Annotated in this window: 15 protein-coding genes; 8 read left to right on the forward strand and 7 right to left on the reverse strand. The window is 71.5% G+C overall.

Annotated elements, in window-relative coordinates:
* Positions 1-39: 39 nt before the first annotated feature.
* Complete coding sequence (locus ACGFIM_RS03810; RefSeq protein ID WP_393194096.1) at positions 40-1,500, reverse strand: RICIN domain-containing protein; 1,461 nt, start codon at positions 1,498-1,500, stop codon at positions 40-42.
* 405 nt (positions 1,501-1,905) lie between these two features.
* Here ACGFIM_RS03810 and ACGFIM_RS03815 point away from each other — a divergent pair, with 405 nt between their 5' ends.
* The gene (locus ACGFIM_RS03815) at positions 1,906-2,325 is read left to right on the forward strand and encodes a DoxX family protein (RefSeq protein ID WP_393194099.1); all 420 of its coding nucleotides are present in this window, start codon (positions 1,906-1,908) and stop codon (positions 2,323-2,325) included.
* A gap of 190 nt (positions 2,326-2,515) precedes the next feature.
* Here the strand turns inward: ACGFIM_RS03815 and ACGFIM_RS03820 are convergent, their stop codons facing one another.
* The 3 genes from ACGFIM_RS03820 to ACGFIM_RS03830 form a co-directional block, all read right to left on the reverse strand.
* Positions 2,516-3,859, reverse strand: coding sequence for a hypothetical protein (locus tag ACGFIM_RS03820; protein WP_393194102.1), 1,344 nt, complete (start codon positions 3,857-3,859; stop codon positions 2,516-2,518).
* A 123-nt stretch (positions 3,860-3,982) separates the two neighbouring features.
* Entirely contained in the window at positions 3,983-5,332 is a 1,350-nt protein-coding gene (locus tag ACGFIM_RS03825) for an amidohydrolase family protein (protein WP_393194105.1), read from the reverse strand.
* Positions 5,311-6,336, reverse strand: a complete 1,026-nt coding sequence (locus ACGFIM_RS03830; protein WP_393194108.1) for a DMT family transporter — start codon at positions 6,334-6,336, stop codon at positions 5,311-5,313. Before ACGFIM_RS03830 ends, ACGFIM_RS03825 begins: the two co-directional genes overlap by 22 nt.
* Before the next feature lie 162 nt (positions 6,337-6,498).
* On the opposite strand from ACGFIM_RS03830, the gene ACGFIM_RS03835 reads away from it, so the two are divergent.
* From ACGFIM_RS03835 to ACGFIM_RS03845, 3 genes are all read left to right on the forward strand, one after another.
* Positions 6,499-7,392 (forward strand): LysR family transcriptional regulator, encoded by an 894-nt coding sequence (locus ACGFIM_RS03835; RefSeq protein ID WP_393194111.1) that lies wholly within the window; start codon positions 6,499-6,501, stop codon positions 7,390-7,392.
* A gap of 82 nt (positions 7,393-7,474) precedes the next feature.
* Positions 7,475-8,191 carry a hypothetical protein gene (locus ACGFIM_RS03840; RefSeq protein WP_393194114.1) on the forward strand — a complete coding sequence of 239 codons (717 nt, stop codon included), beginning with the start codon at positions 7,475-7,477 and terminating at the stop codon, positions 8,189-8,191.
* The gene (locus ACGFIM_RS03845; RefSeq protein WP_393194117.1) at positions 8,191-8,760 is read left to right on the forward strand and encodes a helix-turn-helix domain-containing protein; all 570 of its coding nucleotides are present in this window, start codon (positions 8,191-8,193) and stop codon (positions 8,758-8,760) included. The genes ACGFIM_RS03840 and ACGFIM_RS03845 overlap by 1 nt, the downstream gene beginning before the upstream one ends.
* A 215-nt stretch (positions 8,761-8,975) precedes the next feature.
* On the opposite strand, the gene ACGFIM_RS03850 is transcribed toward ACGFIM_RS03845, so the two are convergent.
* Entirely contained in the window at positions 8,976-9,161 is a 186-nt protein-coding gene (locus tag ACGFIM_RS03850; protein WP_393194120.1) for a hypothetical protein, read from the reverse strand.
* A 128-nt stretch (positions 9,162-9,289) separates the two neighbouring features.
* On the opposite strand from ACGFIM_RS03850, the gene ACGFIM_RS03855 reads away from it, so the two are divergent.
* Genes ACGFIM_RS03855 through ACGFIM_RS03865 form a run of 3 tightly spaced genes read left to right on the forward strand, consistent with a single transcriptional unit; the run spans position 9,290 to position 11,375 of the window.
* Positions 9,290-9,481 (forward strand): hypothetical protein, encoded by a 192-nt coding sequence (locus ACGFIM_RS03855; protein WP_393194123.1) that lies wholly within the window; start codon positions 9,290-9,292, stop codon positions 9,479-9,481.
* On the forward strand, positions 9,478-10,560 hold the full coding sequence (locus ACGFIM_RS03860) for a DNA-processing protein DprA (RefSeq protein WP_393194126.1): 1,083 nt from the start codon (positions 9,478-9,480) through the stop codon (positions 10,558-10,560). The genes ACGFIM_RS03855 and ACGFIM_RS03860 overlap by 4 nt, the downstream gene beginning before the upstream one ends.
* A 2-nt stretch (positions 10,561-10,562) precedes the next feature.
* Entirely contained in the window at positions 10,563-11,375 is an 813-nt protein-coding gene (locus tag ACGFIM_RS03865; protein WP_393194129.1) for a hypothetical protein, read from the forward strand.
* On the opposite strand, the gene ACGFIM_RS03870 is transcribed toward ACGFIM_RS03865, so the two are convergent.
* Both ACGFIM_RS03870 and ACGFIM_RS03875 read right to left on the reverse strand, forming a co-directional pair.
* Positions 11,260-11,880, reverse strand: a complete 621-nt coding sequence (locus tag ACGFIM_RS03870) for a hypothetical protein (RefSeq protein WP_393194132.1) — start codon at positions 11,878-11,880, stop codon at positions 11,260-11,262. The two genes, ACGFIM_RS03865 and ACGFIM_RS03870, sit on opposite strands and share 116 nt — an antisense overlap.
* A 128-nt stretch (positions 11,881-12,008) precedes the next feature.
* Positions 12,009-12,419: a hypothetical protein gene (locus ACGFIM_RS03875; RefSeq protein WP_393194135.1), complete on the reverse strand. Its 411-nt coding sequence runs from the start codon at positions 12,417-12,419 to the stop codon at positions 12,009-12,011.
* A 74-nt stretch (positions 12,420-12,493) separates the two neighbouring features.
* Here ACGFIM_RS03875 and ACGFIM_RS03880 point away from each other — a divergent pair, with 74 nt between their 5' ends.
* On the forward strand, positions 12,494-12,997 hold the full coding sequence (locus ACGFIM_RS03880) for a substrate-binding domain-containing protein (protein WP_393194138.1): 504 nt from the start codon (positions 12,494-12,496) through the stop codon (positions 12,995-12,997).
* The last annotated feature ends 7 nt before the right edge of the window (positions 12,998-13,004 follow it).

A 13,004-nucleotide genomic window follows, 5' to 3' on the forward strand; every position in this document is an offset into this window, starting at 1 on the left:
GGCCCGGCGCGGCCGTTCGCCGGATGCAGCCGAGCGGGTTCAAAGGTCCCAGTGCTGGTTGGCGCCGCCCCAGCAGTCGTACTGCTGGAGGCGCGCGCCGTTCGCCGTGGACTGGCCGGACACGTCGAGGCACTTGCCCGAGTGGCGGGCGACGATCTCCACGTAGCCGGTGCCGGACACCGGGCGGAGCCGCCACTGCTGGTTGGCGCCGGTGCCGCAGGTGTACTGGATGACCGGCGCGTTGTCGGCGGTGGAGGCGTTGTTGACGTCGAGGCACTTGCCGGAGTGCCGGGCCACGATGTTGTAGTAGCCGTCGCCGAGGTCGCGCAGCTCCCACTGCTGGTTGGCGGCGCCGGTGCAGGTGTACTGGATGATCTCGGCGGCGTTCGCGGTCGACGCCTCCAGCACGTCGGCGCACTTGCCGGAGTTCTCGTTGACGATCGGGGTGGCCGGCGTGCCGCCGCCGTCGTCGACGTCGTCGCCCCAGCCGTAGCGCAGGCGGTCGGCGCCGGACTGGTTGCGGATCGTGAGGTCGATGTCGGTGCCGCTGCCGCTCTTGGCGTACATGGAGTACCAGTCGTAGCCGATGTCGCCGGGCTTGCCGCCGAGCGCCGGCCAGTACGTGCCGCCCATGGCGTTGTCGCGCATCACCTGGGTGACGGCGCGGATGTGCCGGACGAAGTTGTCCGGGCTGCCGGGGTCGAGGTAGTCGAGCCCGTTGTTCATGGGCGCGCCGAACTCGGTGACGACGGCCCGCGAGGCGCAGCTTCCGAGGCGGGTCTGTACGTGGGAGCGCCAGCCGTCGTAGGTGTTCTCCGGGTAGAAGAACGCGTAGTGGTGGAACGAGAACAGCGTGCCGGCGAAGCGCGAGTCGCCGCACAGGTCGCGCAGGTCCTGGCTGTAGCCGGTGCCGCCGATGAGCACCCGGCCGTGCGGGACCGAGGAGTGCCGGCTCAGCCAGTCGGCGGCGAGGTCGCGCCACTCGGCGGAGCTGTAGCCATGGGGTTCGTTCATCGGCTCGAAGTAGACGAGGCCGTTGGCGGCGTACTGCGCGGTGACGGTGGACCACATCGAGTGCCACGCCGTCAGATCGGTGATGCGGCCGCCCGATGCCGCGCCGTCCTCCCAGTACGCGAGGATGACCTTCCACCCGCGCGCCGTGGCGGCGTCGATGGCGCCGCGGTAGGCGTTCCACCAGGCGGTGCCGACGGTGTGGGTGTTGATCGGCAGGCGGACCGTGTTGACGCCGAGCGTGGCCTGCATGTCGTCGTAGATCGCGTTCGCCTTGGCCTGCACGGTGGCGTAGCCGTCGGAGCTGCTGAGGCCGTCGACGACGAGCGGGCCGGTGCTGAAGTTGTCGCCGAGCACCGCCCAGTTGACGCCACGGAACTGGTTGGTGGCGGCCACGGCGGGCGTCGCCCCTAAGCTCACCGCGATGATCGGCAGGAGCGCCAGCGCCGCCAGCCCGGCGAGCAGCCTCCTGGCCCGGAATGCGTTCATGAGCGAACCCTTCTCGTACGCCGTCACCCCACGGAGATCACTTCGCCTTACAGCGCCAAGTTAGCGCTAACACGACGGCGGGAAAAGGCCTGTGAGAACCGGCCCCGTCCATGAGACCGCCGCCCGCCTTCTCGCGCGCCCCGCTCGACGTGCGCCGATCACCCCAATGGGCCCCCATGAAGGCCGATGAAATTTTCACCTTGCCGAAAGTTTTATCGGCGCCCCGTTGAACCAAGTCACAGCGCCTTTCTCGCGCCTTCAGGCCGCCCTTTCTGACCACCCCGAGTTGACATGATGCAGCCCGAGAGTCGACCTTTTTGGGAGCGCTCCCATACATTTCCATCCGGCTTGTGGAGATGACACAAGGCGGCACGGTGAGAGCCCTGTTGAGAAAGGACGCCCGCCATGGAAACACTGGTCAAAGAGCGGCAGGATCTCTTCCTGGCCCTCTACAGAATGGTGCTCGGCCTGCTGTTCGCCTGCCACGGCGCCGCCTCGCTCTTCGGCATTCTCGGCGGTCCTGAGGGCGGCGCGCCACCGGCGTTCGCGGAATGGCCCGGCTGGTACGCCGCCGTCATCGAGCTCGTCGCGGGCGCGCTGGTGCTCCTCGGTGTGGCCACCCGCATCGCCGCCGTGATCTGCTCGGGCACCATGGCGTACGCCTACTTCATCGTCCACCAGCCGCAGGCGTTGTTCCCCATCGAGAACGGCGGCGAGAAGGCCGCGCTGTTCTGCTGGGGTTTCCTGCTGATCGCCGTGCTCGGGCCGGGTCGCTGGGCGCTGTCCACCCTGCGTACCCGCCAGGAGGAGTCGCTCGCCAGTTGACCCCGCCACGAGAGGCCGCCCGCCCGCCGGCTCGAAGGGGTGCGCGGGCCGGGGCGACCGGCGGGCGCGCCGTCCACCGGCGGGGCACGTCACACGCCGGCAGGCGCGTCACACACCGGCGGGCACGTCACTCGCCGGCAAGGTGCACGAGCCGAGAGCCCCATCCCCCGGCGGCCACCGGCGCGCGGCGTCACCTGCCGGTGGTGCGGGCGGCCAGCTGCCTGGCGACGTCCTTGACCGGGTTCAGCACCCGCTCCTGGCTGAGCGCGGTGGTGTCGGAGTCCGGGCCGGTGGTCGTGGCCACGGTCGACAGGCCGCCGAACGTCACCTCGACCACCTGCCCGCCCACCCGGTAGACGAGGACCGCCTCGCGCCGGTTGACGATCTGCGTACTCGTCCTGATCTGGACGAACGCCTCCTCACCGATGCCGGCCACCGCCATCGGCCTGCTGTCCTTCGTCAGCTGCACGGACCCTCCGGGGGGCGTGGCCGCGGCGAGCTCCTTCTTCTCCCGGAACTCGGCGCGGGCCGCGGCGGCGCCCTTCTTCATGGTCGAGACCTCCACCCGCAGGTTCACCATGTCGTAGGCGGTCCCGCCGGTGCCGTCGGGCTCGAAGGTGCTGCTCCAGCTGCACACCGCCCGGCGGTGGCCGGAGTACTCCTTGTTCTGGGCGCTGGTGCCGGCCTTGCCGATGTACTTGCGCACGGTCTCCGCCGGGAGCGCCTTGCACACGTCCTGCCCCCGGGAAGCGGCGGTGATCCGGCCGGCCTCGCCGTTCCCCTCGTCGCCGCGGGCGCCGCCCTTCAGCAGCGCCGCGGCGAACGCCTTCGCCGCCTGCTGCGCCGAGCCCATCACCTGCGACTCGGGAAGCCGCCGGTAGCCGCCGTTCAGGCCGGGCAGACTGTCGTACCCGCCGTAGCGCAGGGTCACCAGGGCACCGGAGAGCTGGAACGTCACCTCGGCGTCCACGCTCTTCGTGGGCGTGTCCGTGGATGCGGCCGTGTACGCGTACGACGCGTCCCCCAAGCCGGGAACGCTGGTCAGCCTGCTGAACCTGGTCCCCGCGGGCGGGTCCGCGAGCATCTCCTGGGTGTCCTGCTTCTTGATGGCGAAGTGCCGCTGCGCGGTGAAACCGCCCCGGGCCTTCTCGTAGGTGAGCAGGCTCACCTCGAGGTCGCGCTTGTGATCGATCTCGCCGCTCGGCTGCTCGCCCGAGTTCCACTCGCAGGTGCTCTCGGCGGACGACAGCGTGGAGGTGTCGTCGGCGGGGTTCTCCTCCGCGTTCGGCACCAGCTTCTTCAGCAGGGCGGCGGGGAAGATCGAGCAGAGGTCCTCACCCTTGTAGGACGCCAGCCGTACGGCGGCCCGTTCCTTCTCCGGCTTCTCCTCCGGCGCGGTCGCCTCCGCAGGCGCGCCCTCGCCGCCGCCGCGCCCCGCCGGGGGCAGCAACCCGCAGGCGGCGACGCCACCGCCACCGACCAGGGCGAGAGCGAGGATCGACGCGGTCAACGGTTTGCGAGGCGAGTGCGACATGGCCGTCGATCGTACGAACGCGGATTGGCGCGATGTTGGCGTGACGCTCGGTGGCGCGGGGCGGGCGCCGACCGCGTGTGATCCCGGCGGCGGTCTCGTGCTCCACGCCGACGCCCGGGAGGGCTACTTCGGCGGGTGGCCGGCGGCGCGGAACAGGCGGTCGCGGGAGGCCGCCGCCCGCTCGAACACGGTCTCGCCGCCCTTCAGCAGGCCCCCTTCCTTCAGCACCCGGCCGCCGACGAGCACGGTGTCCACGTTGCCCGCGTGGGCGCCCGCGACGATCGCGGCCGCGACGTCGGTGGCGGGCAGCAGGTTGGCGTGGTCGAGCCTGATCATGATGAGGTCGGCCTGCTTGCCGGGCGTCAGGCTCCCCGTACGGTGGTCGATCCCGCAGGCCCGCGCGCCTTCGATGGTGGCGAACGAGATCAGGTCCGCCGAGTCGAAGGTGGGCAGCCCGGGGACGCGGTCCAGGGGACCGCCCGCCCCGGCGATGACGAGCTGCTGGTAGGCGAGCGCGGCCCGCATGACGCCGAACATGTCGCCGCTGACGATGGTCTCGGTGTCGACGCTCAGGCTCGGCCGTACGCCGGCGGCGAGCAGCCGGTTGGTCGCCGGCTGGCCGAGCCCCGGCATGAAGACCTCCAGCGCGGAGGCCACGGACGCGGTGGCGCCGTGGCCGGCGAGCATCCGCAGCTCCTCGTCGGTCGAGGTGCAGCAGTGGATGAACGTCATGTCGGAGCCGAGCAGCCCCGACTCGGCGAGTCTGCGGATGGCCTGCTGTTTGGCGCCCCATTCGCCGAGACCCACGTGCATGCTGATGCGGAGCCCGAGTTCCCTGGCGAGCCGGATGTCGTGCTCGGCCACCTCGAACGTGGACAGTTCGGGGCCGCGGAGCATCGCGTTGAGCGTGACGCGGGCGGTGTCGTCGGGGAGCACGCCGGCGCGTACCCGCCGGATGTCCTCGGGGTGCGTCCTCGCGCTGCCGAACTGCCACTCCTCGGCGTCCGTCGACGGCCAGCCGTGGTCGAAGACGGCGCGGATGCCGGAGTCCCAGTGCGCGTCGATGGCCGCGTCGGTGTGCTCGGGGCTGTTGCTGATGTGCGACTCGTCGCGCACCGTGGTGACGCCGGCGTCGATGGACAGCAGGTCGGCGGCGAGGTTGCCGATGTAGACGTCCTCGGGTTCGAAGTACTGGCCGAGGCCGATCTGGACGGCGTTGCGGTACTCCTGGTAGGTCCAGGACGGGCCCAGGCTGCGCAGCGCTCCCTGCCAGTTGTGGCGGTGGGTGTCGATGAAGCCGGGCAGCACGGCGCTGCCGGAGCCGTCGATCACGCGGGCGTGCTCGTCCTGGAGGCCGCGGCCGATCGCCTGGATCGTTCCATCGGCGATGAGGACGTCTCCGGCGAGGTCGCCGAGCTGCTCGTCCTGCGTCATCAGGTACGCGCCCTTGATCAGGATGCGGTCGTACGACATGGTCTTTCCTTCGTGTTGTTCGGAAGGCCCGAGCGGCGGGCGGCGATCCAGACGGCCGCGAAGGTGAGGAGCGCGCCGGCGACGGTGAACGCACCCGGCGGGTGATCACCGGACGGCGGCACGGCGTCCAGCACGATCGAGCCCGCGAGCTGCCCGGCGATCGATGCCATACCCAGCAGGAGCACGCCGATTCTGCGGACGAGCACGGCGGCGGTGCCGATGAACACCACGCCGCACAGGCCGCCGAGATACATCCACCACGCGGTGGGCTGCGCGGCGCCCGATGTCCCTCCGGCCAGGGTCTTCGCGGTCAGGGCGAGGCCGAGGACGATCGAGCCGACGGCGAAGTTCACCCAGGTGGCGGCGAGCGGCGAGGCGACCGCCGCGCCGGTGGTGCCGTTCATGGCCTGCTGGAGTCCCAGCAGGAGGCCCCCGAGCACGGCGAGCAGCGCGGGGAGCAGCACCGTGGCCGCCGACGGCACACCGGCGAGTCCCGGCAGGGCGGAGACGACCGCGGCCACCAGCGTGAGCAGCGCGCCCGCCAGGCGATGGACGCCGGGCCGCCGCCGGACGCCGCCGCCGACGCCCCGGGCGTCGACGATCAGCCCGCCGACGGTCTGTCCCGCGATGGCCGACACGGTGAACACCGCGATCCCCGTGACGAGCGCCACCGTGGACTGCGCCAGTGCGAACGTCCCGCCCAGCGCGCCCGCCAGCAGGTAGCGGCGGGGCAGGCCGCGCTCGCGCGTGGCGGCGGGCAGGTCCTTCAGCGCCCGGCGCAGCCCCGGCAGGAGGAGCGCGAGCACGCTCATGATGATCAGGCCGCCGGTGAAGCTGATGGTCGCGGCGGCCGTCCCGTCGCCGAGCCGGTGGCTCAGCTCGGCGTTCACCCGGGACTGCACCGGTACGACCGCGCCCGCCGCGACGGCCGCGACCACGGGCAGGGCGCGCGAGCGGGACGGCGACCGTGCAAGCGCCTGGCGGGACATCGTGGACGAGGTCATGGAATCCCCTCCGGGACGGGTGTTGCGCGTCGGGAGGCGGCGACGGACTCGGCGCTCCGGTTGCCGAGGGCCGCATGGACACTCTCACCGACGCTCACCTATCGTGTCCAACGAAGAATTCCGATGCCTTCATCGCGATCTCCGATAGATGGGGAGGGCGGGATGGACGAGCGCAGGCTGGAGTACTTCATCGCGGTGGCCGAAGAGATGAACTTCACCCGCGCCGCCCAGCGCCTGCAGGTGACGCAGTCGACGCTGTCGGCGGGCATCAAGGCGCTGGAGAGCGAGCTGCGCGTCGAGCTGGTGTCACGCTCGACCCGATCGGTGCGCCTCACCGAGGCGGGGGCGGCGTTCCTGCCCGAGGCCAGGGCCGCGCTTGAGGCCCTCGACCGGGCCCGCGCCGCCGTCGAGCCGGTCTCGGCCGGGCTGCGCGGCAGCCTCAACGTCGGCGTGCTGAGCAGCATGACCGTCGTGGACGTGCCCGCGCTGGCCGGCGACTTCCACCGCAGGCACCCGGGCGTGCTGCTGCGCATCTCCATGTCGCAGCGCGGCACCGCGGGGCTCACCGAGCACGTCAAGGAGGGCCGTATGGACGTGGCCTTCGTCGCCACGCACCTGCCCGACGAGCACCTGCACGTCGTCCCGATCAAGCGGTACGACCTGCGGCTCATCGTCCCCGAAGAGCACCCGCTGGCGCGGCGCGAGGCGGTGGGCCTGGCCGACGTCGCGGGCGAGCCGTTCATCGACATGCCGCTGGGGTTCGGCCAGCGGGACCGGGTGGACGAGGCGTTCGCCCGCGCGGCGCTGACCCGGCAGGTGCGGGTCGAGGTCTCCGACATCACCACGATCCCCCAGTACGTCGCCCACGGCCTCGGCGTGGCGCTCCTGCCCGACGCGCTCGGCGTACGACCGGGCGTGCGGGCACTGCGCCTGGACGGGAAGGGGCTCTCCTGGACGCTCTGCGCGATCCGGTCGGCCCGCCGCAAGCCGACGCGGGCGCTGCACGCGTTCCTCGACCTGCTCCCCCAGCACATCCACCACGACCGCGCCTTCTGAACGCCGCCGCGTCACCGGTGAAGAGCGTTCGATGAAGTGAACGCCAGGTTCAGTGTCGCTACCTGTTCGCTATAGTGAACGTATGATTCACCCGATTGGCACGGATAGCGAACAGGTCAGCGTCTACCTCGACGACACCTACCTGGAAGAGGTCGACACACGGGTGATCGCCGTCGGCAAGCGGGACGGCGCGCTGTGGGCGGCGGTGGAGCGGTGCCCGTTCCACCCGCAGGGCGGCGGGCAGCCCGCCGACCGGGGCTGGCTGGACGGCGAGGAGATCGTCCCGGTACGTGACCACGAGTCGGGCCTGGTGGTGGCGATGGCGCCGGAGGGCGGGAGCCTGCCGCCGTTCACCGAGGGTCAGCCGGTGCGGGCGCGGATCGACCTGCAGACCAGGATGCTGCACGCGGCGCTGCACACGGCGGGTCACCTGGTCGAGGCCATGGGCCAGCGGCAGGGCTGGGAGAAGGTGGGCAACAACCACTTTCCGGGTCAGGCGCGGATCGAGTTCCTGCTGCCGGAGGCGGAGACGCGGCTGGGAGATCCGCAGGGCCGCGCGGAGGCGACGGCCGCGCTGCAGGCCGCGGTGGCGGAGGCGGTCAAGGATGACCTGCCGGTCTTCGCGCGCAACGACGGCGCGGGGCGGCGCATGGTGCACATCGACGAGGTGCACGCGGTGCCGTGCGGCGGCACCCACGTACGCAGCCTCTCCGACCTCGCCGAGGTGACCGTGACGGGGCTGAAGGTCAAAAAGGGCCGCATCCGCGTCTCCTACACCGCCGAACACAGGAGCGTCTGATGAGCGGCCCCGGCCGGCAGCCGGTCAGCAGCACCGCCGCCGCGATCGGCGTGAAGATCCGCCTGCGCCGGCAGCAGCGCGGCATGAGCGCGGCCGAGACGGCGCGCCGCGCCGGGCTGAGCAAGGCCACGTTGTCGCAGCTGGAGGCGGGCAAGGGCAACCCGACCATCGACACCCTGGACGCGATCGCCATCGCGCTGGGCATCCCGCTCGCCGACCTGCTGGCCCGCGAGGCCGACACCGGCCCGATCTACCGTCCGGGCACGCCCGCCGCGCCGGGAGAGGTCTCGCGGGAACTGCTGCGCCGCATCAGCAGCGGCAACAGCCTGGAGATCTGGCGCCTGCGCGTGCCACCGGAGACGGAGCTGGCCGGGGTGCCGCATGCGACCGGCACGACTGAGCACCTGCTGGTCTCCTCCGGGCATGTGACGGCCGGCCCCGTCGACGCCCCGCAGGAACTGAACCCCGGCGACATGCTGGCCTTCGCCGGCGACGCCCCGCATTTTTACCGCACCGGCGGCGATTCCGCGGACATCACGGTCGTCCTCGCCTCCCCCGTCAATCCCTGATGTTCACCGATATAAGGAAAGGCGCATTCCGCGCACGGCCCGACACACAAACGATCTTGTGACGATGTGCCGTCAACGCTGGCCGTGTCCGCGTACTGGACAGGAAGCCTGCAGGTCCTGGGCAAGCGGACGCACAGGCTCCCCAGCGGAACGGTCACCACCACGCTCACGCGGCTGTCGCGCACCTGGCACGTGGACAACCCGGCGAGCGGCCGCTACGAGAAGACCCCGTGGTCGTGGGTGGACGTCGCGCCCGGCCTGCGCAAGACCGCCGTGCCGGCAGGCGAGCTGCCGTCCAGGCGGCTCGGGGTGCTCGACCCGGCGACGCGGAAGGTGCTCTCCCGGATCGAGCCGCCGCAGGGTGCGGCGCACGTGAAGTGGTCGCCCGACGGCAGATTCATTCTCGCCACCACTGCAACCGGCACCCCGACGACCTCGAACTCCGCTCCGCTCATTCGATTGCCGGAACGGACGCCACCAGCACGCGCACCGGATACTCCATCGTGGACGCCGCAACCCTGCAAGTCGGGTGTTCGACCTCCTCGCCTGGGCCGACGACGACCGGCTGATCGGGGTGGGCTGCGCGGGCACGTGCGGCAACGAGTTCCGCAACGCCCTCGTGCCGGTCAGCGTGGACGGCAGGAAGGTCATCCGCCTGTCGGCCTACCGCGAGAACAGCGACTCCGAGAAGAGCCGGCATCCCGTACTGACCCCCAGGTGAGACCCCAAGGACTCGGCGCCGCTCTCCAGAACGATCGAGCCGGCATCGCCCTCCTTTCGGCGAACGCCGTGTGCCGCCCGCCGAAGCCCGGCATCATGAGCGCTCACACCGCGCGTCCCGTCGCCGCAAGTGTCGGTGTCGGCGCGTACGTTCACACCGAAGCCACGTTCGAGACGGTGAAGAGCATGCCCATGATCGACGAGCAGGCCGCAGTCCTGGCACTCACGCAAGCCACCCATGACGGACCCTGGCACGACACCGCTCGAGCCGTCGCCGCCGCCGGCAGCGCGCTGAAACTCCTCGACGGCGACATCGGAGATCTTCATGACGATGACAGGGCGCACGCCGCCGTCATCAGAGGCAGGGTCGGGAGCGCCGACCTGGACCGGGCGCGGAAGCTCATCGCGGCCATGCGCTCCCTGGGCGTCCGCCTCGTCACCGTGCTGGACGAGGAATATCCCGGCAACATGTTCTGGACCAACGACTACCAGCCGTTCTTGTGGGTTCGCGGCCCGATCGCTCTGGACGGCCATCGCGTGGTCGCGGTCGTCGGCGAGCACGACCACGAGCAGGCCGCCGCTGCCGCCCGTGCCCTCGCCGACGCAGGACTGACCGTGGTCGCACCGGTGCACACCGCATGCGGTGCGACCGTGCTGCAAAGCGCGGCGGCGGCCGGTGGACGGACGCTGGGAGTCCTGGACGAAGGCCTGAGCCGCCCGCCCGGCCGGTATGCGAATGTCACGCGGCGGGTGGCCGAGCGTGGAGCGCTCGTTTCCGCGTTCTGGCCGGAGACCGTCGCCGGCGAGCGGACGGCAGCGCTCACCCCCATCGTGACCTGCGGATTAGCGGCGCTTCTTTACGTCGCCGACGGCCGCGGCGACGGCTTCAGCCACCGCCATGTCACAAAGGCGCTGAGGACCGGCAAGCATGTGTTCGTGCCCCAACGGCTTCACCGGGAACAACCGTGGGTCGCCGAGGCGGGCTTCAGGGGAGGCATCACTGCCGTCCAGGACACTGACGACCTCTGCACGCAGGCGGTCAAAGTCGTAGATATGGACTCCCGAGCGACGATGTTCTGACCATGAACAATGCCGAGGCGGTGACGAACCTCGTCCTCCCGTTGTTCAGGAACGTTCCAGCGGCACGCCCAGGCGTCTGCCGGATCTGCCACACCGGGCCCAACAACAAAGGCGATGACACGCCGTACGAGATCTGCTCCAGTTGCGAGCGCACGGTGAACGGGCTCCGCCGGCATGTGGAGCCGGTGGTGCCGATCTCGCTGGCCGTCACGAAAGGCGAGGACAATCAGCTGTTCAGGACTGTGGCCCGCAAAACCCTCGTGTGGTCGGGCACCGGCTGGTTGCGGCCGGAAGTCCTGATGGCGGCCACCCTGTCCCGCTTCTACGCCGCCCACAAGAGCTGCCTCACCCGGTTGGCCGGAGGGCCGTTCACCATGGTCGTCACCGTTCCGAGCACTCGGCTGGAGCGGCCTGTCGAGGCGGTTGACATCCTGCCGCGGGTCATCGGCTTGATCGGCGCGTTACGCGGTCTCTACAGGCCGCTTCTCTGGGCGAACGACGAGTACGCGGCGGTGCTCGCCAAGCGCTGTTCGCACCCGAAGGCCTTCAAGGTGATGGGCGCAGCGGATGGCGCAAAGCCGCTGCGCGGCCACCGCGTGCTGCTGGTGGACGATTGGTTCATGTCGGGCGCGCACGTGCAGAGCGCCGCGTACGCGCTGTTCGAGGCGGGGGCGGAGGAGGTGGTCGGCCTCGTCATCCTCAGGGTGATCGTGCCCAGTCCTTCGCACGAGAACAGGTGGAGCATCTGGCAGGAGGCCAACGCCGAGCCGTTCTCCTTCGACCGCTGCTGCCTGTGCGCTGCGGCGAGGCGCTGAATCGGGTGGGGGCGGCGCGGACCGAGGCGATGAGCACCACCGCCGTCGCCCTCCCGGCAAGACGTCTGAAGCGGGCCGTGTTCAGCAGGTGCGCGCCCCGGTGCGGCCACGCCGCCATGAGCAGGGCGTGGGCGCTCGCCGGTGTGAGGATCTGGCCGGCGACGGGGCGGCCGGGGGTGAGAAGCTGCGGGACGAGGGTGCGGGTGGCGTGCGCGTACAGGCCGGCGGGCCGGTCCGGCCGTCCCGAGTCGGGCAGCGGGTGGTGGAGCACGGCGGGCGGCTGGTGGAAGGCGATCAGCGCGGGCGTGTCCGGGCCGAGGCCGTCGAGGGTGGCGCGCGTCCAGGCGAGGGTCTCGGCGTCGAGGATGCGGGCGGCCTGCCCGTACTCGGCCTCCGCGCCGTGGTCGGCGATGTCGCCGGTGACCAGGAGGCCGTCTCGACGGAGCGCGACCCCGGCGTGCGGCTGCTGCTCCAGCGCGGTCCACCCGCCGGCGTAGGGGCTCACGTCCCATTCCGGACGGCCGGAGCGCCAGGTGGCGTAGATTCTGGGTCAAGCCAGCCATGTCCACAATCTCAGGAGATGGCGGGTCGCCGCGTGAGGAGGGTGGGAGCCGTGGGCGCCGACAAGCCGCTTCAGCCGATGCCCGAGCCGGCCGCCCGGGAGGCGGGCGTCTCGGCCACGACCGTCTCCCCGGCGTCGAACGGGCGGGCCGACGTCCCTACCAGGACCCGGCGGCTCATCGCCGAGGTACTGGAGCGGCGCGGCCTGCCCAGGCGGCGCGGAACCCCCAAGGGCGGCATGATCGACGTGGTCCTGCCGGGGCTCGGCGCGGCGTTCGGGACCGCGATGCTGGAGGGTGTCGAGGAGGCGGCCTGGCAGCTCGGCGTGGAGCTGGTGGTCGCCGCCGTCGCCGCCCGTATCGAGCACGGCCGGCCGCCGCACGTCCGGCTGGAGCGGCTGAGCGCCCGCGACAGCGCGGGCGTGCTGCTGGTGCGCACCTCGCCGGGCGCGACGCAGCGGGCCTGGCTGGCCGACCGCGGCATTCCCGCGGTGGTCGTCGAGCCGCGGCGCAAGGTGCCCCGAGGCCTGTCCGTGGTGGCCGCCGCCGGCATGGCCGGTGCGCGCGCCGCCACCGAGCACCTCATCGGCCGGCCTCGGCCACGAGCGCATCGCGATCATCACGGGACATCCCGGGGTGCCGTGCTCGTCCGAGCGGCGAGCGGGTTACCGCAACGCCATGGCCGGGGCGGGCCTGAAGGTCGATCCGCGCTGGGAGGCCTGCGGGAACTTCCAGATGCACGACGCGCTGCAGGCCACGCGGGCGATGTTCGACGAGCTGTCCGAACCGCCGACGGCGATCTTCGCCTGCTCGGACGCCATGGCGCTCGGCGTGTACTGGGCGCTCGCCGAGCGCGGCCTGCGCGTTCCCGACGACGTGAGCGTGGTCGGGTTCGACGACTCGCCGGCGGCGTACCACGCCACTCCGGCCCTGACGACGGTGCGGCAGCCCTGGCCCGAGCTGGGCGCCGCCGGGCTGGCCGCGCTGGTCTCCGACCGGCCGCCGGCGCGGATGGAGATCGAGACCACGCTCATCGTCCGCGCCGGCACCGCTCCCGCGTGAGCCGCCG

Origin of the sequence: Nonomuraea sp. NPDC049309 (assembly GCF_043196965.1) — a bacterium.
Taxonomy (GTDB): domain Bacteria; phylum Actinomycetota; class Actinomycetes; order Streptosporangiales; family Streptosporangiaceae; genus Nonomuraea; species Nonomuraea fastidiosa.